This is a genomic window from Mesorhizobium sp. M0478, assembly GCF_040321305.1.
In the GTDB taxonomy this organism is placed as follows: Bacteria; Pseudomonadota; Alphaproteobacteria; order Rhizobiales; family Rhizobiaceae; genus Mesorhizobium.
Genome location: NZ_JAMYRH010000016.1, coordinates 1 through 25,811 on the forward strand (window position 1 = coordinate 1; position 25,811 = coordinate 25,811).

Here is a 25,811-nt window from a genome sequence, read left to right on the forward strand (position 1 = left end):
TCCTGCATCACCGCACGGAGCACTTCGTGCAATCCATCCGGGTTCGAAAGCAAAATGTCTTTGACGGCAGCGCTGGCGGTCTTAACTTCAGTCTTGGTCATGGCGGCGTTCCTTCGCGGGAATCAGTGACGTGAACAATCACCAGCCTGCCATGACCGCCCCCTCTCAGCGAATTTGCAGAACTCTCAGCACACTACCGGCATTGTCCGATTCCGGGGCCCAACCGCCGTTTCTGAAGATTCGAAGGGGCCGTAGATCCGGTCAGGCACTTGGCAGGTTCGCGGTATGCATTGAATTGGCTGATGATGGGTTTGGAGTCGAAGCGAGATGGATCCCACGCACTGCCTTAGAGCTTCATGGAACTACCACCCTCATCCTTGACGGGGGTTTGGCCAAACAGCGAACATCGGCTAGGCCTAAGACGATCGATCGAGGTCGACTCGCGCGACGGCGTAGGCGCCAAGCGAGATGCTTTGATCATCCAGCGGTCTTGCGGAACTTTCCATGAAGTCGGGATCGGTTGCCGCCCGCTCGAACTGCTCGGCGCCGAGAAGAGCAATGCGGGCGCTGCTCGGCGAATCCGAAAGCCGCACAGATTGCGTCTTGGCGGTAAGGTTAGCGACCCACAGGGTCACGCGGCGATCTTTTTCAGCCGCGATCGTCACGACGCCGTCACAGCCGGAAGTTCCTACGGACAGCAAGGTGGCTTCGCCGATCTTTGAGAGACCAGCCAAGACATGGAAAGCGGGATAGACCGTTGGGCCATCCTGCTGGTCATACCATGGCTGCACGAAATCAGCCTTCCTATGGATTTGGCCAAAGGGGCCGGCGAAGTCACCGAACGCGACGGCCTCGATTCCTTCGCGAGCGCAGGCCGCGAAATATCCGACAGTCCAAGCCGCATTGAACAGCCCGCGCTGACGAGGATCAATGCGCGATAGACAGACGCGAGCGTTCGCTTCATTCGGCGCAGTGGATTTTCCGTATGGGTTCTCACGGCAGCCGAGCTGGATGGGACCGATACGCAGTGGCAAGCGTTCCCCCATGAAAGCATGCGCGGAGCGGATTAGATGGGGGATTGCCTGAAGTGTCTCCATCACCGAGACATCATCTGCGGCGTGCACGCTTGGACAGGTGGTGAAGGTCACGTAGTCGAGCGCTTCGGCTGGCGGACGCTTGCGGTTGAGTTCGGTGAAGTAAGCGGCCATGCCGCCGCCCAGCGCGATGCCCGGGAAAGCCCGGCGAGCGGCGGAGTAGCTTTCGTGGAAGCTGGGCATAGTCGGCCACGGTGCTCCCGGCTGTACGGATGTCATGTCCTGCGCCGGAAAGACGGAGACAGCTTCTAGTTTGAGGCCGAGTGAGTGGACAGCATCCGCGACCGGCGCCAATTCGCCGAATGGATCGCGCGTGCCCTTGGTGACAATCTCGAGGACCACGCCAGCGCCGGTCAGCCGTGCGAGCGCGGCGTAGCTTTCTAGTTCGTCCTGGCCGTGTGCGATCCGGAGATCGACCTGGCAGACCATCCACTGCGGAGCCATTCGTCGTAGGAGCTCGGGGGTTTCGAGCGCGTGCTTTGCCTCGTCGGCGGCGACGCCGACGCCAGTGCGGGGCACTCGGCCGACCCGTCCGCCGATGGTCAGGTTGATGAGTGGATTGCGATTTTCAGACGTCCCGGCAGGGAGCGTTCCTGACACGTGAAGCCGGACGGCCTGCGTGAATTTCTGGCCCCTGGGCAGTCTGTAAGGCCACGGGCGACGCAGAGGGCGGACATATGTTTTATAGGAAGCGTCAGACCAATTGCGTTGGTCCTCCATCTCAAAGGCATCACCCTCCATGGTGCATGTCGCCCAGATCCCAGGCGCGATCTCGTGCGACAACGCCCGGATGTCGGTGAACGGACATTTTGGATCGATGTGGTCCGGAAAGAACGATAGCTCGTCGTGACCATCCTCATGCAGCACCTTTATCGGCTTGCCGGCTAAGCCCTCGATCGGATGAAGGACGACGAAGCCGGTCCGATTCGTCAAAAGGTCAGTCTCGGGCTCTGCCTCCGCCACAAACGACAGCGCACCATCGCCACGGCCTGAGACGCGCGCCCGGTAAATCAGGCGGCCGGATGTTGCAGCACATGTTGCACGGTATTCAATGGCGAACGCATCCGGCCTCTCGTCGATCCGGAGATCATCGAGAACGGGGGTACATGTTCCCCAGTTTTCGTCCCGTACAAGAAACGAGATTCCGCGCAAGACCTCGATCGTCCCGACGTGGATGTAACGCAACGCCCCATTGTCGAACGCGACCGACAAGGATCCGGCGCGCAGTGTGCGCAGCGGTGCCTCGAGCTGTTCGGTGCCACACAAGCGGACTGCCAGGGAAGCTGCCGAGGTCAAATTGCGCGCTCCGTCGTGGCGTCGAAGATCGAGGCCCGGTTCATGTTGATGTCGATCGCAAGCTTCTCGCCCGGACGGCTGACATCGTGCGCCTGCAGCTCAGCCATCACGGGCGCGCCGGCCAGTCGGAATGTCGCGTAACTGCGCGAGCCGGTCGGCTGCAGCAGGTCGATCGTTGCCTCATAGCGAAACGTGCCCTGCTCCGGCGTTGCAGTGTGCGCACGAGTGAGGTGTTCTGGCCTCAACCCGAGCAGCACCTGCTGTCCGTCCGCGACGCCCTTCAGCCCCCTGCCGCGCGCTAAAGGCAGCAGTGCATCCGCGAGCCGGATGGCAGCGGCGCCTGCGTCCAAGGCAAGGGTACCTGGCAGGAAGCTCATCCGCGGCGAACCCAGGAACCCAGCGACGAAAGTTGAGGCCGGGTGCTCGAACAACTCGAGTGGCGCGCCCTGCTGCTCTATCAACCCGTCGCGCATCAGCACGATGCGATCAGCCAACGTCATCGCTTCGATCTGGTCATGGGTGACGTAGATCATCGTTGTCGCAATGTCCTGGTGAAGGCGTTTGATTTCGCCGCGCATTTCGTCGCGGAGTTGTGCGTCGAGGTTGGACAGCGGCTCGTCGAACAAAAAGATGCGGGGGTTGCGGACTATGGCGCGGCCGATGGCGACGCGCTGGCGTTGGCCACCGGACAATTGGCGCGGAAAACGCCCCAGCAACGGAGTGATCCCAAGCATGCGTGCCGCCTCGGCCACGCGCACCTCGACCTCTGGCTTCGGCATCTTGCGAGCCTTGAGGCCGAAGCCAATGTTCTTGGCCACGTTCATATGCGGATAGAGCGCATAATCTTGAAACACCATTGCCACGTCGCGATCGCGCGGCCGGAAATCATTAACCACCTCGCCGCCAATCTCGATCGTGCCTTGTGAGCTCTCCTCCAGTCCTGCGATGGTCCTCAGCAGAGTGCTCTTGCCGCAACCGGAGGGCCCAACCAGGACAGTGAACTCGCCGTCGCGGATGTGGAGGTCAATGCCGCGCACGGCATGGAACGCGCCGTAGCGCTTGTGCAAGCCGGTAATTCTGACTTCGGCCATGCCTTCCCTTCCTATCCGCGAACGGCGCCGAGCGTCAGCCCGCGCACGAGATGTCGTTGAGCAAGCACTCCAAGGGCGATCGATGGCACAAGGGAGACGATGGCAAGGGCCGCGGCTTCGCCGTATTGCGCGCCCTGGAAGCCGATGAAGGCGCGGAAGACCGTTGGCAGCGTAAAGGCAGTTCGGCTGGTCAAGATCAGAGCGAAGAAGAACTCCGTCCAGCATGCAATGAAGGCGAAGACAGCCGCCGCGACAATGCCTGGTGCTGCCAGCGGCACGGCAACGCGCCAGAACGCCTCCCATCTCGTGCAGCCATCGACGAGGGCCGCCTCCTCCATCGACTTCGGCATGCCGCGGAAATAAGCAAACATCATCCAAACGGACACCGGCAGCGTGAAGACCGTGTAAGCTATGATCAGCCCGATATGGGTATCGTACAGCCCAACGCCGCGGTAGATAAGGAATACCGGCAGGACAATGCCGATCGGGGGCAGGAAGCGCTGCGACAGCACCCAGAAGGACAGATGCCGGCCGCCCGTGTCGTAGCGCGCCAGACTATAGGCCATCAGCGTGCCTATCAGTGCCGAAAGCACCGTGGCCGAAAGCGAAATAATCAGGCTGTTGATGAGCCCGTCGAGACCACGATAGGCGAACAGCGCAGCTTTGTAGTGGACAAGCGTCGGAGCGGCGGGGAACCAGACAGGCGGTACGGTGAGGTAGTCGTCGCTGGGCTTGATGGAGGTGTTGAACATCCAGTAGAGCGGCCACATCACGAACACCAGGAAGAACCCCAGCAGCAGAATTCGGCCGATCGGCAACGACCGGCGTTTCCTGCGGCGGGCGGGCGCGACGGCGGCCATCAGACCGGTTCTACCTTCAAGAGCCGACGCACCAGCAACGTCACGATGAGCGCCGTAAAGATCAGGAACAGCCAACTTCCTGCTGTTGCCTGCGACAGATGAAACTGCGTGAAGCCGATGGTATAAAGATAATAGGAGGCCGTGTAGGTTTGTGTTCCTGGGCCACCCCCTGTCATGATGAAAATGGTATCGAACATACGGATTGCGTCGAGCAGACGGAAGGTCAGCGCCAGCAGCATCATCGACCCGAGATGCGGGAGCGTGATCGCCCAAAAAACCTGCCAGGCGTTGACGCCGTCGAGTTCTGCCGCCTCATAGAGATTGGGTGGGATTGCGGTCAGCCCGGCGAGCAGGATGACGAACATGAACGGCGTCCACTGCCAGACATCGGCGATGATCAGCGAGACGTAGAGCCACGGGCGCTCCGTCATCCAGCCGATCGTAACCTCCTGCCCCAATAGTTGCGTCAGGACAAAGTTGGTCGGTCCAAAAGGCCGCTGTAAGAGCAGCGTCCAGGCTTGGCCAACGATGACCGGGCTGATGAACAGCGGCACGATCAGGATCGACATGATCACACCGCGGCCCGGAAAGCTGCGCACCATTGTCAGCGCCACCAGGAGGCCGAGAACGAACTCTATAGCGACGCTGATGCCCGACAGCGATGCTGTCAGCAACAGCGACCAACGTGCTACGGGATCGAACACGACCCGCTCGAAGTTCTTCAATCCGACAAAGGCGTGGCCCGGCACCTGGAAGTCGTAGTTGATGAAGGATACCACCAGCGAGAACAGAAGCGGATAGATCGACAGTGCCAATATCAGCAGCACAGCGGGGGCGACCAGCAGCCACTTGAAATGACGGTCAGCCCATTGGGCAAAGGCAGACAGCCGGGGCGGTGCGCCGGCGGCCTTCAAATGGCGGATCGTGGCTGTGGGCTGCATAGGCGTATCCAATCGCCGCTTAGCGGGGAGGTGTTGCGAGCCAAGCGCCCGCAACACCAATTGCTCCAGAGAGTCCGCCTCCCTTCAGAGGGTGACCGCCATGCCAAGTTTTTCCACCGTGTTGTCGGCGGTGGCGCCAGGCAGTTTCAAGAACTCGGTGTAGAAGCCCTTCTGCGAATCCACACCCAGTCGGTCGGTCGTCTCGTTCCACTCGGCGGCCGCCGTTTCAAGCGACGCCTTCGGATCCGCACCAGCCCACACCGCCGTGCACATGCGATCGATGCTCAAGAAGTAGTCCTGCGCGCCTGGCATGATCGGGTCGAGCAGACCGACGTTTGCCGAGTTGTTGAGGTTGGCAAGGTACTCCTTGGCACTCGGGAAGAGCGCGCCGTAGAGCTCGGACTTGAAGTGCGAAATGCGGTACGGGTCGCGTAGCGCGTAGGGCAGCATGCAACGTGCCAGCGAGACGGGTGGCGAGCATACCCACTGCATGAACAGATACGCCGCCTCAGGGTTGGGCGAGTCGGCCGACAGTGCCTTGTTGTAGCCGGTGGCATGTTCCGGATTTCCCGGAACCACGGCATAGCCGACCTTGCCGGCGATCTGGGACTGCGGAATGAAGTTGATTGCCGTGGCCGACTGCGAATAGTTCGCCGCCATACGGCCGCTAGGAGGCCAGGAATAGATCATCGCGACTTTGCCGGTCAGGAAAGCCGCCCACAAGGAGACGGCGTCGAGCTCGTTGTTGCCGGGGATCGAGGCCTTGTTTGCGGCGAGCATGTTTGTCAGCGTCTTGACGCCGGCATCCGAAACCAAACCTGCCTTCATGTCGTCGCCGAAGAGTTTTCCGCCGTTGGCCCGGTACTGCTGCAGAAAGTCGAACTGATTGCCGGGGCTGCCCGCCTTGCGGAAATGTCCCGCGCCATAGACCTTTGGCGCCATCTGGTCGGTGATGAACTGGGCGATCTGGGCATATTCTTCCCATGTCTTGGGCGGCCCAAGCTTGGCGTTGAACTTCGCCTGGTAAGCCTCCATCATTTTCGGATCCTCGAAAATGTCCTTGCGGTAGTAGAGAGCGAACATGTCGCCGTCGTCGAAGAACCCCCAGATCTTGCCCTTGTAGGTCGGCAGCGCCTTGTACAGGGGATGATAGTCCTCGAGGTCTGCCGGGTTCATGTATTTGGCGATGTAGTCGTCTAGCGGGGCGATGACGCCGCCATCGGCAAGCGACGGCGTCCAGGCCGGCGAGATGTCGAGGACGTCATAGGCACCCGAGCCGGCGATGTGCTCGGCGACTGCCTTGGAGTACTGGTCCGGGTTCGACAGCTCGACGACATTCGACTTCATCCCGGTAAGCTGCTCCCACATCGGCCCACTGAAATTGCGCGGGTCGAGTGCCTGCAGGCCAGCCTCGTAGGTCATGTTGAGGGTGACGCCCGAATGCGCCTTGGCCGCCTCCGCCGCGCGAAAGGCGGAACCGTCCGCAGGCCCTTCCTTCGATGCTTTCAGGGCTGCCGCCTGCGCCTGGCCGAGCGGCGACGTGGCGTCCGCCAATTCCAATGTTTGCTGCGCCAGCGCCCAATCGGTCATCATCCCCAGCAGCGGGCCGGACACGGCCAACATGCCGGTCATCTGACCGAAGCGGGTGATGAAAGTTCGGCGGGTGGTTTCGCCGCGCATGAAGGCGTCGACCTCTGCTTCGAGACCTGCCTGAAAGTCACGTTTTTCACGATCGTTCATAGTGCTTGGTCCTCCCATTTTCCTTTTGCTTCACTCGTCCGCCGGCGCAGCGGTCAAGCATTTCCTCCCGTAAGGTCGCCGCAAACAGGCCGCGGCGGCGCGCCGAAAATCAGTGTCCTCCTAGGTTCCAAAGCGGGCGGCGAGCCCAGAGAGCCTGGTCTTCCACAGCTCGCTCGAAAGCACCTCGCGATTGACCACGCCGCGCGGCTCGCGACCGCGCTGCACCTCCATTACCGCTTTGACGTCCGCGGCACCGTTGCCGGCAAAGCACTGGTCGGTCCAGCAAAGCGCGTGCGGCGCCAGGATGACATTGTCGAGTTTGAGGATCACATCGTCTGCCTCGGGAGGCTCTTGTTCCAGCACGTCGAGACCGGCGCCGGCGATGCGGCGCTCCTGCAGTGCTTGCGTCAGCGCTTTCTGGTCGACGATCGGGCCGCGCGCGGTGTTGATCAGGTAAGCTGTCGGCTTCATCAGGGCGATCCGCTCGGCATTGACGATGTGGTGGGTCTGGGGCGACAGGGGGCAACTCACCGACAGCACGTCGGCGCGGCGAAACAGATCCTCCAGCCCTACCAGCTCGACGCCCAGGTCGGCAGCGACCCCCTTGTCGGCAAACGGGTCATGGGCAATGAATTGCATGTCAAAGGGCTTCGCCAAGCGGAAGACCTCGGCACCGATGTTGCCGATGCCCAGCGACCCAAGCGTACGCCCGACGAGGCCGACCCCCATATGTTCGGAGCGCTTCTCAAAACCAACAGACCCTTTGCGGGTGAGCGCGTCCTTTGTCAGCAGCTTGCCGGTCAGCGCCAGGATGAAGGTGATGACGGATACGGCGACGGGCCGTCGCACGCCATCGGGCGTGATGACCAAGGCAATACCGGCTGCGGTGCATGCCTCAACGTCGACAGTGTCGTAGCCGACCCCGAAGCGGGCAACGACGGCCAGGCGGCCGCTCCTGGGGACACTCGTGGCATCGAAACGATGGGCGAGGAGGATCAGCGCATCGAAATCCTCAAGTTGGTCGGCGCGAAGCGGACTGTCTGACTCCAGGAACACCATCTCGACAGCTGTCGCATTGCGCAGCGGCTCCAGATCGAAATCCGGGTAGGTCGGCGAGCCGTCCGGCCTGCGGAAATCACCGGAAAGCGCCACCCTGAATTTCACGCTGTCCATCGTCTCCTCCGCTCCTATTGGCACCCGGCCCGGATCTTGGAAACCGCGTCGGCGATCGCGTCGTGCAGGACCCAAACGTCGCCTGAATAACAAATGAAATCGAAGCCCTGTGCGTAGAACTCGTGTCCCTGGGCGACGTTGGGCACCAAGCGTCCAAGCGATTTGTTGTGCTTCTTGGCGGCGGCAACGATTTTGGCCATTGCAGCAGTGAAAGTGGGGTGGGCGAAGTCGCCAGGAATGCCGAGCGAGACGGACAGATCGAAATGTCCGACCCACAGACAATCGACCCCGTCCAGTCCCGCGATGGCGTCAATGTTCTTGACGCCGTCGGCGGTCTCGATCAGGCAGATGAACGTCGAGCGCTTGTTGGCGGCCTCGAATTTGTCAGCGACCGAGCCCGGACGGTAACGGTCATGAGCGATCTGCAGCGCCACGCCGCGGGCGCCGGCAGGGTGGTATTTCATGGAGTTGATGATGTGCTGCGCCTGTTCGACGCTGCTCACCATCGGCGCGATCAGGCCTTCGGCGCCCATGTCCATGGCGCGGGCGAGGAAATGGTAGTCCTGCGACGGCACACGCACCATGACCGGCAGATCGGCCGCCTCGAAATAACGGATCGCACTCTTCAGCGTTTCCAAGCTAAATCCCGAATGCTCCATGTCGAAAAAGACGAAATCGCAGCCAGCGGACTTCAGGATGTGACCGATTCCCGGCGTGGCGAACTCGGCGACGAGCGTACCGAGCTTGACCCGCCTGTGAGAAGCTAACGCCCTGAGACTTGGCTCCGACATGCACTTCCTCCCGTTCGCCCCAATGGGCCAATCCGCCTATGTTCGCTTCAATGCGTGGCTTCAAGAACGAGGTCGCAGGTCGTCACCAACTTGGTCACGACGAGCGGCGCGCTCTGCGTATTGAATTCGTCGAAATGAGCGGTGCGGCAGTGGTCCTCGAATGCGGCCTCGCTATCGTAAATCTCGTAGAGCACGACCCGATCCAGTTCGCCGCGCGCCTCCGTCACGTCAAAGCGACGACAGCCGGCCTCGGTGCGCATCGAGGCGGTCGCATTGGCGTCGACAAGTTCTCGGAATCTGTCCCGGGCACCAGGCCTCAGGCGGAAATCGACCCAGACGACAAATCCGGTCATCACTTGGGCCTCGCAAGTTGCAGATACCGCTTGGCCACATATTCGAGATGGCTGCGCATGGCCGTCTCTGACGCGTCTGGATCGCGCGCGGCGACGGCCTCGAAGATTTCGCGATGAGCCTGGTAAGCCTTGCGGTCTTCACCATTGGCCAATGTGGTGCGACGCTGTTCGAGCAACCATTCAGCCAAGGCCGCGTGAATAGCTGTAAAGATCCGATTGCGGGTGATTACCGCCAGCACGTAATGGAAGTCTACGTCCGTGCGCTCGAAGCGCGCCAGATCGCCGATCGACTGCCGGTTGAGTTCGAGCGCCTCCTTGAGGCTCTCAATGTCTTCCGGGGTAGCATGCACAGCGGCGTTGCGGGCAAGACCGACCTCGAAAAACAAGCGCGCGCTCTGGAAGTCGTGAACGCCTCCCGGCGCCGAAATCATGTGCCGAGCCGGCCCTGAAAGGGCGTCAATCACGAATTGAGGAGTGGGTCGAGTGACGCGGGCACGCTCCCCCGATTTTACCTCGACAAGGCCCATTTTGCTCAGATGCAGCAGCGCCTCACGGATGGAAGGCCGCCCTACCCCGAACTGCCGCATGAGTTCCCGTTCAGATGGGAGACGGTCGGCTTCGGCCAACTCTCCCTCTCGGATCATCCGTTCGAGGTGCGCTGCCACCTCCTCCGAAAGCTTCCGCTGCTTGATCAGAACTCCGATCATGTGGCATACCTGTTATACCAGTCAGGTACGTTATGATCCCATAGCACCCTTGTCAACGATGTCTAAGCATCCGGTAGCCGAGCCGTTTAATCACTCCGCCGATGTCGAGGCGTCCTTTGCACACGCCTTCAACGTCTTCACCAAGGATATCGGTGACTTGAGGAGCGCGAGCACACTCTGCTCGGTGTTCCGATCGGGGACCGTCTTCGAACCCTGGGTCGGGTGGTCAGTTTCAACTGCGGTGTGGACCGCAGTGAGTGCCACCGGGCCGTGTGCTGGCCGAGACCTACCCAACCGCCTGCTTATGAGCCGCAACATGAGCCCTCGATGGCAAAGTAGACCTCGACCTGAGCAAGACCAGCGAATGGAAGTGGGGTTCACAGCCGAGGCGGAAAACGCGAACTCTCGCTGGTGGACCCATTTGGCAATACGCCTGCTCCATCTCGTAATCTTTTTGCGCCGCCGCAATGCCGCAAAGGAAGGTGGTGTCGGGTCAGTTCTCTCTAGGCTCCAGAGCGCTCGTCACGTTGTGCCCATCCTCGTGCGGTGGGCGGCCGCCGCTTGAGGATGCGCATTTGAAACTGGTTTTCTCAAGATCTTTTAGTCCTGAGGGCCTCAGGCGGGGGCGCTTGCCATTTAGTTATCGTCACCTGCAAATGCCGAACCCGCACTCGACGCCAATCTACGCGCTGGCCAGTTTGCGACATCTGGCTTCGGCGATTCCGCTTTCAGTAGCGACGATCATGCTGGACGGCTGATATGAGGCGCGTTCCCGCCTGGCAGCTTAGGGGCAGCAAGCAGGACGTCGGCTTTCTTGCCTCGACCTGGCCTAAGCAGTCATTCAATTCGTGGCCTCAAGCAGCTCATCCACGCTCCTCCTGAAGCGGCGTGCCATCCAGCCGATCTCGGGCTGATGTGCGTGGACGGCAGTCGTCCTTTGACCACCGCTTCTGGCGGCGCCGATTGGCGAGCCGCCTCGCCATCATTAGCTATGGAACGGAAAAGAAACCATTCAGCATCAGACTACCGCTTTTCGACGCACCTTTTCGAATATGTCGGAACGAGCGCTTGTCGCGCAGCCCACGATGCCCCCCATTGGTGAACCGGTTCCATGAAGAGTCTGACAATACGCCACCGCATCCTCGTCAGTTTCGCAGCCGTTCTGGTGGTCATGTCCGTGATAGCCCTCATCGCGTACGCCTGGTTTCTTCAGGCGGGGGAGGAGGCGACTGAGGTCGAGAAGGGCATCCTTCCGGACCTTTATCACAGTACCGAGATCATGACGGGCCAGATGGCGGCCCATAGTCTGCTTCAGGAATATGCCCTTCAGGACAACCCGTCAGACAGAAGCACGGTTGAAAACGCGATCACGACCAATCGCAACCAGGTGCAGCGGTCGATGGACGACTATGAGGCAACGATCGTCTCCGATATCGACAAGCAGAATTATGCAGCCGTCAAACAACTCGCCAACCAATTCCGTCTGGCTGAAACTGCTGTGCTGGAAACAAGCCGGGCTGCCTTGTCGAAAGGTGAAACTCCCAATGAAAGCCCAGCTATCAAGAACGAAGTAGAGCCGATCTTTGTAAAATTGCAGTCCGCTCTGCAGGCCATGGTTGAGGATCACAGAGGCGAGGCAAACAGCGCGACGCAGCGGATCAGCTCGATCGTCAGAACGGCCGAAGTCGGTTTGAGCGTTGGCTTGTTGATAGCCCTCGGGCTAGCCCTTCTTTTGGGTTACCAGCTGTTTCGCGCCATTACAGGTCCGCTCACCCGTTTGGTCGACGCGGTTCAATTGATGCGGCAAGGCGACTTCAGCGAACGGCTCGATCTGAGGCGCCGAGACGAATTCAGCGTGCTTGCCGACGGCTTCAACGCAATGGCGGACGATCTCACAACCCTCATTGGTCAGGTTCAAAGGTCCAGCATACAGGTCGGCACGTCGATAACTGAGATCGCCGCCACCTCCAAGCAACAGCAGGCAACTGCGACTGAAATCGCAGCGACCACAACAGAAATCCGAGCGACAGCCAAGGAAATCTCCGCCACATCAAACGAACTGGTCCGCACGATGAACGAGGTCTCCACAGTTGCCGAACAAACCGCTGCCGTGGCTGGCGGGGGGCAAGCGGGGCTGACCCGTATGGAAGAAACCATGCAGCAGGTCATGGAAGCGGCTGGCGCGATCAATTCCAAACTGGCGATCCTGAGCGAGAAAGCCGGCAGCATCAATCAGGTGGTGACGACCATCACCAAAGTGGCCGATCAGACGAACCTGTTGTCGCTCAACGCTTCCATCGAGGCGGAGAAGGCAGGCCAATATGGCCGGGGTTTTGCAGTGGTGGCGACGGAAATCCGAAGGCTCGCGGACCAGACAGCTGTCTCCACCTACGATATCGAGCAAATGGTCAAGGACATCCAGTCGGCAGTCGCGGCCGGGGTGATGGGCATGGACAAGTTTTCCGAGCAGGTCCGTCGGGGTATGCAGGACATCCAGCAGGTCGGCGGGCAACTCTTCGAGATCATTCAGCAGGTTCAGGGGCTGGTGCCACGTTTCGAAGTCGCCAATGAAGGCATGCAAGCACAGGCGACCGGCGCGGGGCAGATCAGCGACACGCTAACCCAGCTAAGCGAGGCAGCTCAGCAAACAGTCGAGTCCCTTCAGCAATCGACGCTCGCGATCGACGAGCTCAATCAAGTCTCAGGCGGCATGCGAAGTAGCATATCGAGGTTCAAGCTACGAGCATAGCGAGCCGGCAGTAGGATGTGACAATGCTATTCCTCGCCTTCAGCATGGGTCCGGATCGCTACTTGATCGATGTCCACAAAATTGAAGAGGTGCTGCCCTATATCGACGTGAAAGTTCTTCCGGGTGCGCCAACTGGTGTGGTGGGTTTGGTCAGCTATAACGGAATACCCATCCCCCTGATCGATGTCACCCTTCTTGCGATTGGCCGACCATCGGAGCGCCTGTTGAGCACCCGGATCGTTGTGACGCGCTATCCGGCGGATGATGGCGAGCGACGCCTGCTGGGGCTGATCGCGGAACGGGTGACGGATACGATCGAGCGAGACCCGGCCGATTTCGCGCCGTTCGGACTGGAACCAGGAACCCCGCCCTATCTTGGGCCGGTGGCTTCCGATGGTTCGGAGATCATTCAGTGGGTCAAAGTGGAAGCGCTGCTTTCGGAAGAGATTCGTACCGCTTTGCTCCGCCAGGCGGCAATAGGTGATCAATGACCGGAGCAATAGAAAAGCTCCTGACGGAAACCATTGGACTAGACAGTGCCAGCGTTGGTCCGACAGTGGTTCGTCAGGCGGTCAGAGAACGGATGGAAGCATGCCGGATAACCAACCCTCAGGCCTATAGGGAACACTTGGCCGGTTCCTCGCAGGAGCTGCAGGAGCTGATCAATGCGGTGGTGATCCCAGAGACCTGGTTCTTTCGCGACCGAGAAGCGTTCACGATGCTGGCGCGGCATGCGCGCGCGCACAAGCCTGCTCAGCCGATAAGAATCCTGAGCCTGCCATGTTCAACCGGCGAAGAGGCTTATTCGGTCGCCATGGCCATGTTCGATGCCGGCTTTGAGGCGCATGAGTTCAAGATCGATGGCGTGGACGTCAGCAGCCGCAATATCGCGACGGCTGAACGCGCCATCTATGGCCGCAATTCGTTTCGCGGCAGCCATCTCGAATTCAAGGATCGCTATTTCGAAGCGACCGAGGGCGGGTTGCGGCCTGTTGCTGGGGTGCTGAAACAGGTTCGGTTCATGGTAGGAAACCTGTTCGGTTCTCACGCGCCTTTCGGGCAAGAGGTCTATGACATCCTGCTTTGCCGCAATTTGCTGATCTATTTCAATCGAGAGCTGCAGGATCGCGCATTGATCTGCCTGAAGGACCTGCTGGCCAAAGACGGACTTCTTCTGGTCGGTCCGGCGGAAGCAGCTCTTCCAAGGGTGCATGGCTTTCTTTCCGCTGAATGGCCATTGGCCTTCGCCTTTCTGAAATCGGAGCCCGTCAAGACCACGGCGCCGAAAGTTTCGGCCGCCGTCCCGGTGCGGATGCCAAGCCCTAAGGTCAACAAGAGCGAGCCTCTTCGTCCGTTCCGACCGACAATTGGCAATGAAGGCCGCGGGCAGGCTCCGGCCAAGCCGCTTGCACGCGCCTCGGAAAGCCTCATCGCGGTTGAACGGATCGCCAATGCAGGACGCGTAAAGGAGGCACAGGAGGTCGCCCTGGCGCATCTCAGGGAGTTCGGTCCTTCCGCAGAAATCTTCTACCTGCTGGGCCTCGTCCAGGATGCGGATGGTTCTGCGCCCGAAGCCGCGCAAAGTTATCGCAAGGCGCTCTATCTCGCGCCAAATCATCGAGAAGCTCTTGTCCATCTGGCCTTGCTGCTTAGCAAGCAAGGCGACCATAACGGCGCCGAGGCGCTGGCCGGCCGGCTGGGTCGGGTCCAGAAAAGGAGCGGCAGTTGATGGCGGCTTCGACAAGGATCGCTCAGCCGGTGGAGCAGATCGAAATCAACGACTGCTGGCGGCAAATAGGCGTACGGGGTGACAAGTCATGTCCGCTACTAGAGCAGCATCTCCACTGCCGCAATTGCCCGACCTACAAGAAGATCGCACGACGCCTCCTCGACCGTGCAGCTCCCTCGGCATCTCGCGACGAATGGCCTGACAACGCTGGTCGTGCAGGGATCGATTCGGCAGACAGCGACGCGCTGCAGACGGCCGTTCTCTTCCGTTTGGGGGAGGAATGGCTGGCACTTCCGGTCGGTATTTTTCATGAAGTGGCTGAATCTCGTCGCGTTCATTCACTTCCACATCGCAGGAACAGTGCACTGCTCGGCATTGCGAATGTCCGTGGTGAATTGCTCATTTGCCTTTCCCTGGCCGAATTGCTCGGGATAGACGAGCGCAAGGAAGGGGAACAAGGCACACGAACCAAGGTATTTCGCCGCCTTGTCGTGGTAGGCGAGCGCGACAAGCGGGTTGCTTTTATGGTTGATGAGATCCACGGCTTACATCGGTACCAGGAACGCGACACTCTCGCTGTTCCGGCCATGATTGGCAAGGCACTGTCGGCCGCTACGGTTGCCGTGCTGCCATGGCAAGGACGAGCCGTTGGCTGTCTCGATCCACGACAACTGCTCACGATGCTGGATCGGAGCATCGCATGACAGATGAAGACTTCAGCCAGGTTTCGATGCTCAGCCTCTTCCAGGCCGAACTGGAGACGCAGTCACGGGCTCTAACCTCTGGACTTCTGGCACTCGAACGCGATCCTATCGCCGCCGACGCCCTGGAAGCATGCATGCGTGCCGCGCATTCTCTGAAAGGAGCTGCCCGCATCATCGACCTGATGCCCGCAGTCAAAGTTGCAAATGCGATGGAAGACTGCCTGGTCGCAGCGCAACGCGGGCATCTGAGGGTGCGACGGGAGCATATAGATGCGCTTCTGCAAGGTTCTGACCTTTTGAAATTGATCGCATCGGGATCATCGAGCGAGAGCGCCAACTCAGAAGTCGAAACCTTTCTCGCGAAGTTCGAGGGGTTGTCCCTCCCCCAGGCAAAGCCCGGGCCCCAAGATTCTGCAGCTGATTTCGCAACTCCAGATCATGCCCAGGAGCAACTGGCGACGACCTCTTCAGCGAACCTCCTCGTTGGGGCGGTACCGCAAGCCCACGGCAGCATCGGCTCTGATAGAATGGTTCGGGTGACGGCAGACAGCCTGAACCGATTGCTCGGGCTGGCTGGCGAGTCGCTGATGGAAGCTCGGCGGCTCAGGCCATTCGCTGACGGGCTGCTACGGCTGAAGCGACTTCAATCGGACCTCGCAAGTGCGTTCGACAATCTTCATGCAGTGCTGCCGCCGGTTTCAAACGATGCGGCGGTGGTGGAGGCGCTGGCTGAAGCGCAGCGAAAGCTTCGGTTGAGCCAAGCGTTCCTGGCGGAGCGTTTCGATGAGTTGGATTCAGTGGATCGGAAAGCGACCGATCTTGCCAACAGATTGTACGACGAAACGTTGGCGAGCCGGATGCGGCCTTTTGAGGACGGCGTGCGACACTATGCGAGAATGATCCGCGACCTCGGTCGTACCCTTGGCAAGCGGGTGCGACTGGAGATCGTAGGCGGCTCGACCGGCATCGACCGCGATATCCTCGAGCAGCTCGATGCCCCTTTGGGGCACCTTCTGCGCAACGCTGTAGACCATGGGCTTGAACCGCCTGAGGAGCGCCTCGCGATGGGCAAACCCGAAGAGGGGCTCATCAGGCTCGAAGCGAGGCACAATGCCGGGCTGCTGCAGATAGCCGTGGTGGACGACGGCAGGGGGATAGAGCTCTCGAAGCTGCGCGAGACCGTCGTCGCCCGGCAACTTGCAACCAGGGAAAGTGCTGAAACACTCAGCGAAAGCGAATTGCTCGCGTTTCTGTTTCTGCCAGGCTTTTCCATGAAAGCGGGCCTTACCGACGTCTCAGGTCGCGGTGTGGGGCTCGATGCAGTGCAAGCCATGACGAAGGAAGTCCGGGGAGTCGCAAGCGTCTCCTCAGAATTTGGCCACGGAACCCGATTTCAACTGCAATTGCCGCTGACACTGTCGGTCCTGCGCACGCTGCTCGTCGATGTCGATGGAGAGCCCTATGCTTTTCCACTCGCTGCCATTTCCAAGACTTTGAAACTGCAGCGGACGGAGATCAACGTCCTGCAGGGCCGGCCGCATTTTCGATTGAACGATCGACAGATCGGGCTGGTCACCGCTCGCGAGGTGCTCGATCGAGGTGAGCCCGGATCGGAACCGAACGAACTATCGGTCGTCGTCGTAGATGCGGGTCGGGGCGATGCGTACGGCCTGATCGTTGACCGTTTTCTCGGGGAACGCGAGTTAGTGATCAGACCTCTCGATCCACGGTTTGCCAAGATCAAGGACATCAGCGCAGCGGCCCTGATGGAAGATGGTTCGCCCGTTCTGATCTTCGATGTCGACGATCTGATCCGATCGGTGGAAAAGCTTGCATCGTCCAGCGGATTTCGAGCTCTTCGGCGCGCCGCGGGCGGTCCCGAAGCGAGCAGGCGCAAGCGCGTGCTCGTGATTGACGATTCACTGACGGTTCGCGAACTCCAGCGCAAGATGCTCGGCAATTACGGTTATGAGGTCGAAGTGGCGGTAGACGGCATGGACGGGTGGAATGCCGTCCGGTCTGGTCCTTTCGATCTCGTCGTCACCGACATCGACATGCCTCGCATGGATGGCATCGAGCTGGTGAGTTTGATCAGAAAGGACGCTGATCTCAAGAACACACCCATTATGATCGTTTCATACAAGGATCGGGAAGAAGATCGCGCGCGCGGGCTCGACGCAGGTGCGGACTATTATCTGACCAAGAGTAGTTTTCAGGACGAGGCGCTGATCCATGCCGTCGTGGACATGATTGGCGAGGCGGCTGAATGAGATCGAGATTGGAAGCCAGCGAATGAGAATCGGCGTAGTCAACGACATGCCGATGGCGGTTGAACTTCTGCGTCGACTGGTCCTGTCGACCGGCGAACATCAGGTCGCGTGGATCGCGACCAATGGGCGTGAGGCGGTCGAGGTCTGCAGACGTGATCTGCCGGATCTGATACTCATGGATCTAGCGATGCCAGAGATGGACGGCGTGGAAGCGACGCGCAGAATCATGGCGGAAACCCCGTGCTCAATCTTGCTGGTGACCGCCAGTATCGAAGCCAACCTCGCCGGCGTCTACGAAGCAATGGGTCATGGCGCGCTTGACGCAGTCGATATTCCGTCGGTGGGCATCGAAGGCAACGCGTCCTCGCAATCCGCCCGGCTTTTGACGAACAAGATACGAACGATAGGCAAGTTGATCGGTGATGCGCCTACCCAGGCAAAAAGGCGGATGTCACGTGCGGCTGAGCCGTCAACTCGACGCCTGATAGCAATCGGCGCCTCTGCGGGCGGGCCGGCTGCCGTTGCCGCAGTCCTGAGCGCGTTTCCCGTTGATTTTGGCGGCGCGATTGTGCTCGTCCAGCATCTCGATGCTCAGTTCGTTCCAGGCCTTGTTGATTGGCTAGGGCAGCATACGCGTCTCCCGATCCGTCCGGCGGGGGAAAGGGATAGTCCTCAAGCGGGCACCGTTCTCGTTGCCAGTTCTGCGGATCATCTGGTTTTCAAGTCAGCTCAGCAACTTGGCTACACGCCCAGCCCCAAGGACAATGTTTATCGGCCGTCCGTAGATGTGTTCTTCGAAAGTGCGGCGCAATGGTGGCCTGGCTCGGTGATTGGTGTTCTGCTCACAGGCATGGGCAGGGATGGTGCGCGCGGGCTGAGACAGCTCCGTGACAAGGGGCATCTCACAATCGCGCAGGATAGAGCAACCAGTGCCGTCTATGGCATGCCGAAGGCCGCCGCCGACATCGGCGCGGCTGTTGATATTCTTCCTTTGGGTGCGATCGGCTCACGTATAATCGAAGCCTGCGAGCGCCCCCACGTGAAAGGCCCCTTCCGATGACGCAAGAACCAGAGTTGGTCCCGCCACTCGCAGATAACTATTCATCCATGGTTCTGCTCATCGATGATCAGATCATGGTTTGCGAGGCGGTCAGGCGCGCTCTAGCCAACGAGCCCGATATATCCTTACACTTCTGCACCGACCCGTTGAGAGCGATGACGGTCGCGGATGAGGTAAAGCCAACCGTTATCCTGCAGGATCTCGTCATGCCCGGGGTGGATGGGCTACATCTGGTGCGAGAATACAGGAAGCATGCGTCGACACGCGCGGTTCCAGTCATTGTGCTGTCGAGCAAGGAAGATCCAGCCACCAAGGGCGAAGCCTTCGCTGCGGGCGCGAACGACTATCTCGTCAAACTGCCGGATCGTATCGAGTTGATTGCACGCATTCGATATCACACGCGGGCCTATCTGGATCACGTCCAGCGAGACTCGGCACACCGAGCGCTGAGGGAAAGCCAGCGACAGCTGATCAGTGCAAATCTAGAGCTTGAACGTCTGACGCGGATCGATGGCCTGACAGGTCTCGGTAACAGGCGCTATTTTGACGAATATCTGGCGGCTGAATGGAAACGCGCTTTTCGCGCACAGTCCCCACTGTCGCTGTTGATGATCGATGCCGACAACTTCAAACGATACAACGATACCTATGGCCATATGGCCGGCGACGATGTGCTCAAGCAAATCGCCCGCGTAATCCAGAGCGGTTCCGGCCGTTCCACCGATCTCGCTGCGCGGTACGGAGGCGAAGAGTTCGTCATCGTGCTGGTCGACACTATACTGGAACAATCCAGTGCGATCGCCGAGCGGCTCGTCCAGAGCGTGCGAGAGTTGAACATACCCCACGGCCCGGATCGCGTGACCATCAGCGTCGGCGTCGCAACAGCGGTGCCCACCGAGAACGAGACGCCAAACGATTTCGTCAATGCCGCCGATTTGGCTCTGTTTCGTGCCAAATCGGAGGGACGAAATCGTGTTGCGCTTCATATGTCCCGCAGCTAGAGAAGCTCACATCTCAGTCAACGAAGCGCGCCCTGTTCGATTTGAGGACGACCTTGGCGAAGTCGGGCATCTCGAGACCTTGCCGCACCAGGCCATCAAGAGTTTTCTCAGCCGCCCTGATGGCGGCGAGCCGCGCCAGCACAGTCTCAGCCTCCAGGCGGGGGACCACGGCGACACCGTCGCGGTCGCCGACCAGTATGTCTCCCGGCGAGATGGTCACTCCTCCCACCACCACCGGGAATCCGACCGTGCCTGGACCATTGCGCGCAGGCGAGTTCGCAATGATCCCGGCACAGTAAACCGGCAACCCGACCGCCTCGATCCCGACAACGTCGCGCACGAGGCCGTCAGTGATGAAGCCGGCGACCCCCTTGTTGCGCGCCATGCCGAGCACGAGATCGCCAGTTACCGCCGTACCGGCAAAGCTGTCGGTGGCCGCGACGATGACATCGCCACTTGCTGCGGCATCCAGTGCTCCAAACAGGGCGAGGTTGTCGGCGGGGCCGCAGTGACAGGTCACGGCAACGCCGACCATCGTCGCAGCAGCTGGCGACAGTGGCTTGATCGCATAATGCAAGGCCCCGCGTCCCCCCATGGCGTCTACGACCTGGCTAACCGGCACGCCCGCAAAAGCACTGATGATTTCTGCTGCGGGCCGTTCGAAACGGCGCTTGATGGTGAGCAGCGGTGGGTCTTCAATCATGTAGCGGCCCCATTCCCTGAACGAACGAAACACAGTCCGGCCCGAGGTCGCGCAGGCTCCGCGCCCCCATCAGTCCCATTACCCGATCGATCTCTTTGCGATATAGTTCGAGCACGTGACGCACACCGTGCTCGCCGGCAACCGCGAGCCCCCACAACTGCGGCCGCCCGATCAGACAGCACGAGGCGCCGAGCGCCAGCGCCTTCACGACGTCGGAGCCTCGCCTGACGCCACCGTCAATCAGCACCGGTATGCGGCCGTCGACAGCTGCGACAACTGCCGGCAGCGCGTCCAGCGACGCGGCGGCGCCGTCGAGCTGACGTCCGCCGTGATTGGACACAATGATGCCGTCGATTCCGCGCGCCACAGCCTCGGCGGCTTCAGCGGGATGCAAGATGCCCTTCAGCAACAACGGTCCCGACCAAACGATGCGCAGCCAGTCGACGTCGGCCCATGAGAGTCCGGGGTCGAGCAGTGCGGCCATGCGGCCCGCCAGTGCACCGACCGTCGCCATCTCGCCGGGACGCGCGTAGTTGCCGAAGGTGAGTTTCGGGAGTCGAGTGCGCATACGCAGTAGCCACGCCGCCTTGGTGGCGGCCGCGAGCGTCCCGGCTACCCCAAAGCGCGGCGGGATTGCAAAACCGTTGCGGATGTCGCGTTCCCGATTGCCGAGCATCTGGTTGTCGATGGTGAGAACCAGCGCCTCATACCCGGAGACACTTGCCCGTTCCACCATTTCTTGAGTGAAGCCGCGATCGGTATAGACGAACACCTGCATCCACCGCGGGCCGGTTCCGGTGGCCGCTATGTCCTCCAGCGTGCATGTCGAGCCGTGGCTGGCGCAGTAGAAGGTGCCAGCGGCTGCCGCTGCTCGTGCTGCCGCGCACTCACCGTCGGGCCAGAACAGCCCGGCCAGGCCGGTTGGCGCGATGCCGAGCGGGATGGCAAGTTTCGCGCCGAAGAGGTCAAGGGAAAGGTCTCGCGTCGTTGCACCGTTGAGCGGTCGCGGCAGAATGGCAACCTCACTGAAAGCCTGCTCGTTCCGGCGCAGCGTTCGCTCATCCTCGGCACCGCCATCGGCGAAGTCGAACACCGGGCGTGGCAAAGTCCGCCGCGCGGCGACGCGGACCGCGGCCACGCTGTACAGGCGCTTCAACGCCGCCGTCGAAGCAGGCGATGCACCAACGCCACTGCTGATCAGAGCACCTGCGTTCGAGACAGTCGAGGAGCTACTCACGGTTTCTTACCGTCTATGCGACCGTGGTGCGTCGGTCCACCGCCTCCCGGAACACGCACGCGGGAGAGTGTTCCCTCAAAGGAGGGATCGCTGCCGGTCGCCAGCACGCCGGCATTTGTCACCCAAAGCATCTCGCCCAAGAAGACGCAGTTGGTCGTTGCCTTGCCGCAGACGAAGAAACCTTCCGCTGTTCCGTCCGGCCTGAGCACATGAATGCCGTTGGCGGCAATATCCGTGACATAAAGGCGGCCATCGGCTCCGACCTTCAGCCCGTCCGGGATCGGATTGGGCCCAGGCAAGCGGCCCAGGTCTTCGACGGAACCATCCGGACGCTGCCGCTTGACGCGCCCCGTATAGGACTCCCCCCAAATGATCGAGCCGTCGGCTTCGATCGCCACACCATTGGGGAAGGTCGGCTTGTCGAACCCGAGAGCAAGGTACGCACTGCCGTCGGGGTTGACGGCGAAGATGTAGCTGGGGTCCGGGTTCCCCGGGTTGTATGTGCCGGGATCGCTGAAGATAAGCCGGCCATCAGCAGCAAATACGAGATCGTTTGGACCATTGAGCCGGATGCCTGCAACTTCGGTCAGCAGGATTTCCGGCTTTCCGCCTTCGGCAACCCGCTGGATGGACGGTGTCGTCATCTCCGCGGCCCGCCAAGGTCCTGTCGTGCCGCCGTTCTGGCAGACATAGAGCAGGTCATCCGATCCGAGAACGCAGGCGTTGGGCGCTCCGGCAACATACGCGAACTGGCGAGCACTTCCGTCGCGATCTATGGCCGTCAGCTGGCTGCGATAGCTTTCGACCATGACAATTCGGCCACCGGGCAGCACCGTCGGGCCCTCGGGCCAGCCAAGGCCGGTCGCGACAACCTCGACGGCCATCTTTTCAACCTCGTTCATCGTGCGACCCCCAGAACGGCAGCCTATCAAGATTTGTCGGGTATAATCCAGCCTGGCGGTCACCGGACCCGGCGACTCAAAGATAGCTAGGCTGACGTGCGCGTTGCTGGGCCCCCTAGGCCGGCCCCCCACCCCGGCGCCGGTGAACCCCGACGGGCGGAGGCCTATGGCTACAGCGCGAGCCGATCGGTGTCTACATAGCTCGGTAGCACTGGCTTGCTCCTCCAGGTTGCGTGGCAGGATTAGGTGCTGCTGAGGCCAGCGTGCAAGGACCAAGTGCAGGTGGAGAAGGTTGAATCTCAGTTCCTCTCACTCTAACACTCACAAAGTCCAACAATTCTCTGCTCCGCTGCCAGGCGCTCTTGAGCCGAGCGTTTGCAGGGCGTGCGTGTGGCCAAAAGCTGGGGAGCGCCGCAGCGTCCAGGCGTGCAAATTGCTCTCTGAACGCCGATCCTTCTCCGAAGCTGGGGAGTAGCCCCAAAATCCAACAGCAATATCATGCCTCAACGGCGGTTTTGCCACTACCAGTTTTGCGGTTCGCTCGCTTGTCAAAAGGGACAGTCTTTCGGGTCACGATCCGGAGTGGGTTTGCCAAGGCTCCCGGAATCGAGGTGGCCCACTTTTGCGTCGGGGCTCCGCCACTCTTCAGATCAACAGCAACCAGCACCAATACGCACCAATCACCATTTGCACAGCGAACGCGGTGAACCTGAGACTGACCGCGAGTTGGCTGGTTGAGACGAGGTGGATCACCGACTGCACTATACGTGCGCCTAACATCGTGGAGGCCAAGGGATCCGTGACATCTGTCTTTGAAATGATGATCGCGACTCCGAGCAGACCTCCGAAGATTGGAAGCCCTTCAATGCAGTTGGCGTGGGCACGGGCTAACCTCCGCATAAACGGGGAGAGGGCTCGGTTATCTGGCGTAAAGCCGTTTGCCGGGACTTGCCCAGAGATCACCAGGTAGCTCCGGATAACTTCCATCACGATCAGCAGGGCCAGCGCCCACGAGATGAAGCCAGTCAATGCGTAAGCACTCGCCGACATGTGCCCTCCCCGTTGCTAGCACTCTAGGTCGTTGTAGCCGATCAACTAGTCTAATGCTATTCGACGAGGAGGGGCGGCCTGTAGTGGGGCCGAAACGGAATAGCAGCTTTTGGACGTTGTGCCCGGAATAGCTGCCGTTCAGCCAATCAGCAGTGATTGACCGCTTTCGCCCTTTAGCGACCCTTCCGCGCCAGATCAGTCGGTGCTTGAAGCTGCCATTCGCAGAGTGAACGCGGCGTCGAGCATGGTCAGAAAGGCGCGCACGGCGGGGTTGGCGCGTCGGCTTGCCGGCCAGAGCACGGTGACATTGTTTCGCTCGACCGCGAACGTGGACAGCACTGGGACCAGTTCGCCGCGCTTCACATAGGGAGCCGCCATGAAGGAGGCGCCTATGCCTATCCCACCGCCGGCTGCCAGCATGATGAGCACGGCATCGCTGGCATCGGCGACCACACCGGAATTGGGCACGATCTCGATTTCACGGTCGCCAATCCGGAAGGGCCAGCGAAAGGCCTGGCCTGTGCTCTGATATCGAAGGTTGACGGTGTCGTGCCCTTCCAGGTGATCGGGATGGGTCGGTGTGCCGCGTTCCTCGAGATAGGCTGGCGAGGCGAAGCAGCAAAGCCGATGGGGTGCGAGCTTGCGTGATAGTAGCCGGGTGTCAGCCAGATCACCGATGCGTATGGCGACATCGATCCCTTCCTCGATCATGTCCACCAACTGGTCACCCAGCCTGAGATCGACGATCAGGTTCGGATGGAGCCGACGGAAAGCCGGTAAAGCCGGAGCAATCAGGTGGAGTCCGATCGGCAGCGACGCGGCCACGCGCAACGTGCCCGATGGTTCGGAGCGCGCGGTCATTGCCGCCTGCTCTATTTCCTCCGCCTCGCGTAGCAGACGCAGCGCGCGCTCATGCAGGTCGCGCCCTTCGGGCGTGAAGGTGAGCGAGCGCGTTGTACGGGTAAACAGCGACACTCCTAAATGCCGCTCGAGCCGCTGGACGCTCTTGCTGACCGCCGACGGGGAAATCGACAGCGCGCGCGCCGCTGCCGTGTAGCTGCCCAGCGATCCCGCACGCGCGAAGGCGATGATGCCAGTGAGCCGATCCAAAGTGATATGTTCCGCCATGGCATTACTTAACCGCCATCGGCACCGATTATCAACCGGCGGTCATGCCGCTAGATTCGCTCCAATGACATGGATGAGCGGAGATTTCACCAATGAGCGATAAGATGAAGGCAGTCCGTCTGCACGCATTCGGTGGTCCCGAGATGCTGGTGTACGAAGACGCGCCTAGGCCGGGTGTGAAGCCCGGCGAGGTGCTTGTCCGAGTCCAGGCGGCCGGGCTTAATCCGCCCGACTGGTATCTGCGGGATGGCTATCGCGCACTGCCGCCAGAATGGCGACCCAACGCGTCCTTCCCACTGATTCTCGGCACGGACGTGTCGGGCGTCATTGAAGCGGTTGGCGCTGACGTCGCTGAGTTCAGCATCGGTGACGAGGTCTACGCAATGGTTCGCTTCCCCGATAACTTGATGACGGGTAGCAATGCCTACGCGCATTATGTCAGTGTGCCGGCATCGCATGTTGCGTTGAAACCAGCCGGCATCGACCATATTCATGCGGCTGGTGCGCCGATGTCGCTTCTGACGGCATGGCAGTTCTTGATCGAACTTGGCCACGACGAGCCGAATCCGTTCCAGCCCTTACCGCATGAGCCGGTGCCCCTCGACGGCAAGACGGTGCTCATCAACGGCGCCGGAGGCGGTGTCGGGCATCTGGCCGTCCAGTTGGCGAAATGGCGGGGCGCGCGCGTCATCGCGGTGACATCGGCCAAGAACAAGGCGCTGATGCGCGATCTCGGCGTGGATCAATTCATCGACTACAAGACAACCGCGGCGGAAGATGTCGTCCGAGACGTCGACCTTGTCCTCGACGCGGTGGGCGGCGCGGGCATGGAGCGCTTCTTCCATGTTCTGAAGCCGGGCGGCGCGCTGTTCCTGGTCAACCCACTGGGCTTCGCTGGTCACGAAGAGACAGAGAGGCTGGGGATCACGGTCTCATCCACACAGGTTCGATCCAATGGCGCGCAGTTGGCAAAAGCCGCCCGCCTGCTCGACGACGGCCTTGTGCGTGTCGTCATCGACAGCACATTCCCGCTGGCCGAGGCATCGCGCGCACATGAGCGCGCCGCCGACGGCAGTATTCAAGGCAAGATCGTGCTGGCCGTCTGAATTGTTGCTTTCAGTCCGACCGACCATCGGGAGTGCAGACGATCGGGCGGGATTACGCCGTTTAGCCGACGAAGACCACCGACCGACGTCCGGCTGAATCGTGCTCGACTACAAGTGCCGCGATGG

23 protein-coding genes are annotated in these 25,811 nt (G+C 60.7%); 9 read left to right on the forward strand and 14 right to left on the reverse strand.

Features of this window, described 5'->3' with window-relative positions; translation table 11 throughout:
* Positions 1 to 416 precede the first annotated feature (416 nt).
* From NKI64_RS27645 to nanR, 9 genes are all read right to left on the reverse strand, one after another.
* Positions 417 to 2,390, reverse strand: coding sequence for a D-apionate lactonase family protein (locus NKI64_RS27645; protein WP_352671315.1), 1,974 nt, complete (start codon positions 2,388 to 2,390; stop codon positions 417 to 419).
* Positions 2,387 to 3,481 carry an ABC transporter ATP-binding protein gene (locus NKI64_RS27650; RefSeq protein ID WP_352671318.1) on the reverse strand — a complete coding sequence of 365 codons (1,095 nt, stop codon included), beginning with the start codon at positions 3,479 to 3,481 and terminating at the stop codon, positions 2,387 to 2,389. Before NKI64_RS27650 ends, NKI64_RS27645 begins: the two co-directional genes overlap by 4 nt.
* Positions 3,482 to 3,492: 11 nt before the next feature.
* Positions 3,493 to 4,341 carry a carbohydrate ABC transporter permease gene (locus NKI64_RS27655; RefSeq protein WP_050587094.1) on the reverse strand — a complete coding sequence of 283 codons (849 nt, stop codon included), beginning with the start codon at positions 4,339 to 4,341 and terminating at the stop codon, positions 3,493 to 3,495.
* Positions 4,341 to 5,339 (reverse strand): carbohydrate ABC transporter permease, encoded by a 999-nt coding sequence (locus tag NKI64_RS27660; protein WP_352671322.1) that lies wholly within the window; start codon positions 5,337 to 5,339, stop codon positions 4,341 to 4,343. Before NKI64_RS27660 ends, NKI64_RS27655 begins: the two co-directional genes overlap by 1 nt.
* Positions 5,340 to 5,366: 27 nt before the next feature.
* The gene (locus NKI64_RS27665) at positions 5,367 to 7,022 is read right to left on the reverse strand and encodes an extracellular solute-binding protein (RefSeq protein WP_023693331.1); all 1,656 of its coding nucleotides are present in this window, start codon (positions 7,020 to 7,022) and stop codon (positions 5,367 to 5,369) included.
* Between the two features lie 120 nt (positions 7,023 to 7,142).
* Positions 7,143 to 8,195: an NAD(P)-dependent oxidoreductase gene (locus NKI64_RS27670; RefSeq protein ID WP_352671325.1), complete on the reverse strand. Its 1,053-nt coding sequence runs from the start codon at positions 8,193 to 8,195 to the stop codon at positions 7,143 to 7,145.
* Positions 8,196 to 8,209: 14 nt separating this feature from the next.
* Positions 8,210 to 8,986: an HpcH/HpaI aldolase family protein gene (locus tag NKI64_RS27675; RefSeq protein WP_352671328.1), complete on the reverse strand. Its 777-nt coding sequence runs from the start codon at positions 8,984 to 8,986 to the stop codon at positions 8,210 to 8,212.
* Between the two features lie 47 nt (positions 8,987 to 9,033).
* Positions 9,034 to 9,339 carry a putative quinol monooxygenase gene (locus NKI64_RS27680; RefSeq protein WP_352671330.1) on the reverse strand — a complete coding sequence of 102 codons (306 nt, stop codon included), beginning with the start codon at positions 9,337 to 9,339 and terminating at the stop codon, positions 9,034 to 9,036.
* Entirely contained in the window at positions 9,339 to 10,046 is a 708-nt protein-coding gene (gene nanR / locus NKI64_RS27685) for a transcriptional regulator NanR (RefSeq protein ID WP_352671333.1), read from the reverse strand. The genes NKI64_RS27680 and nanR overlap by 1 nt, the downstream gene beginning before the upstream one ends.
* A 575-nt stretch (positions 10,047 to 10,621) precedes the next feature.
* Between nanR and NKI64_RS27690 the strand changes: the two genes are divergently transcribed.
* The 8 genes from NKI64_RS27690 to NKI64_RS27725 all read left to right on the forward strand — a co-directional run bounded on the left by NKI64_RS27690 (position 10,622) and on the right by NKI64_RS27725 (position 19,559).
* On the forward strand, positions 10,622 to 10,804 hold the full coding sequence (locus tag NKI64_RS27690) for a hypothetical protein (protein ID WP_156936023.1): 183 nt from the start codon (positions 10,622 to 10,624) through the stop codon (positions 10,802 to 10,804).
* 353 nt (positions 10,805 to 11,157) lie between these two features.
* Complete coding sequence (locus NKI64_RS27695) at positions 11,158 to 12,795, forward strand: methyl-accepting chemotaxis protein (protein ID WP_023689447.1); 1,638 nt, start codon at positions 11,158 to 11,160, stop codon at positions 12,793 to 12,795.
* A 23-nt stretch (positions 12,796 to 12,818) separates the two neighbouring features.
* Complete coding sequence (locus NKI64_RS27700) at positions 12,819 to 13,286, forward strand: chemotaxis protein CheW (protein ID WP_023689448.1); 468 nt, start codon at positions 12,819 to 12,821, stop codon at positions 13,284 to 13,286.
* A complete protein-coding gene (locus NKI64_RS27705) occupies positions 13,283 to 14,524 on the forward strand; it encodes a CheR family methyltransferase (protein ID WP_352671337.1) in 1,242 nt (413 codons plus the stop codon). Before NKI64_RS27700 ends, NKI64_RS27705 begins: the two co-directional genes overlap by 4 nt.
* Positions 14,524 to 15,228: a chemotaxis protein CheW gene (locus tag NKI64_RS27710; protein WP_081726787.1), complete on the forward strand. Its 705-nt coding sequence runs from the start codon at positions 14,524 to 14,526 to the stop codon at positions 15,226 to 15,228. The genes NKI64_RS27705 and NKI64_RS27710 overlap by 1 nt, the downstream gene beginning before the upstream one ends.
* Positions 15,225 to 17,498 (forward strand): hybrid sensor histidine kinase/response regulator, encoded by a 2,274-nt coding sequence (locus NKI64_RS27715; RefSeq protein ID WP_023713485.1) that lies wholly within the window; start codon positions 15,225 to 15,227, stop codon positions 17,496 to 17,498. Before NKI64_RS27710 ends, NKI64_RS27715 begins: the two co-directional genes overlap by 4 nt.
* A 22-nt stretch (positions 17,499 to 17,520) precedes the next feature.
* Positions 17,521 to 18,558 (forward strand): chemotaxis response regulator protein-glutamate methylesterase, encoded by a 1,038-nt coding sequence (locus NKI64_RS27720; protein ID WP_023752935.1) that lies wholly within the window; start codon positions 17,521 to 17,523, stop codon positions 18,556 to 18,558.
* Between the two features lie 47 nt (positions 18,559 to 18,605).
* The gene (locus NKI64_RS27725) at positions 18,606 to 19,559 is read left to right on the forward strand and encodes a response regulator (protein WP_023669440.1); all 954 of its coding nucleotides are present in this window, start codon (positions 18,606 to 18,608) and stop codon (positions 19,557 to 19,559) included.
* A gap of 13 nt (positions 19,560 to 19,572) precedes the next feature.
* Here NKI64_RS27725 and NKI64_RS27730 read toward each other — a convergent pair whose 3' ends face one another.
* The 5 genes from NKI64_RS27730 to NKI64_RS27750 form a co-directional block, all read right to left on the reverse strand.
* The gene (locus tag NKI64_RS27730; RefSeq protein ID WP_352671340.1) at positions 19,573 to 20,295 is read right to left on the reverse strand and encodes an RraA family protein; all 723 of its coding nucleotides are present in this window, start codon (positions 20,293 to 20,295) and stop codon (positions 19,573 to 19,575) included.
* Complete coding sequence (locus tag NKI64_RS27735) at positions 20,255 to 21,418, reverse strand: alpha-hydroxy acid oxidase (RefSeq protein ID WP_352671343.1); 1,164 nt, start codon at positions 21,416 to 21,418, stop codon at positions 20,255 to 20,257. The genes NKI64_RS27730 and NKI64_RS27735 overlap by 41 nt, the downstream gene beginning before the upstream one ends.
* A gap of 77 nt (positions 21,419 to 21,495) precedes the next feature.
* Positions 21,496 to 22,383 carry an SMP-30/gluconolactonase/LRE family protein gene (locus NKI64_RS27740; RefSeq protein WP_352671346.1) on the reverse strand — a complete coding sequence of 296 codons (888 nt, stop codon included), beginning with the start codon at positions 22,381 to 22,383 and terminating at the stop codon, positions 21,496 to 21,498.
* Positions 22,384 to 23,046: 663 nt separating this feature from the next.
* Entirely contained in the window at positions 23,047 to 23,451 is a 405-nt protein-coding gene (locus NKI64_RS27745; RefSeq protein ID WP_023693320.1) for an MAPEG family protein, read from the reverse strand.
* A gap of 195 nt (positions 23,452 to 23,646) precedes the next feature.
* The gene (locus NKI64_RS27750) at positions 23,647 to 24,579 is read right to left on the reverse strand and encodes a LysR family transcriptional regulator (RefSeq protein ID WP_352671349.1); all 933 of its coding nucleotides are present in this window, start codon (positions 24,577 to 24,579) and stop codon (positions 23,647 to 23,649) included.
* A 92-nt stretch (positions 24,580 to 24,671) separates the two neighbouring features.
* Here NKI64_RS27750 and NKI64_RS27755 point away from each other — a divergent pair, with 92 nt between their 5' ends.
* Positions 24,672 to 25,685, forward strand: a complete 1,014-nt coding sequence (locus tag NKI64_RS27755; protein ID WP_352671352.1) for an NADP-dependent oxidoreductase — start codon at positions 24,672 to 24,674, stop codon at positions 25,683 to 25,685.
* Positions 25,686 to 25,811 lie beyond the last annotated feature (126 nt).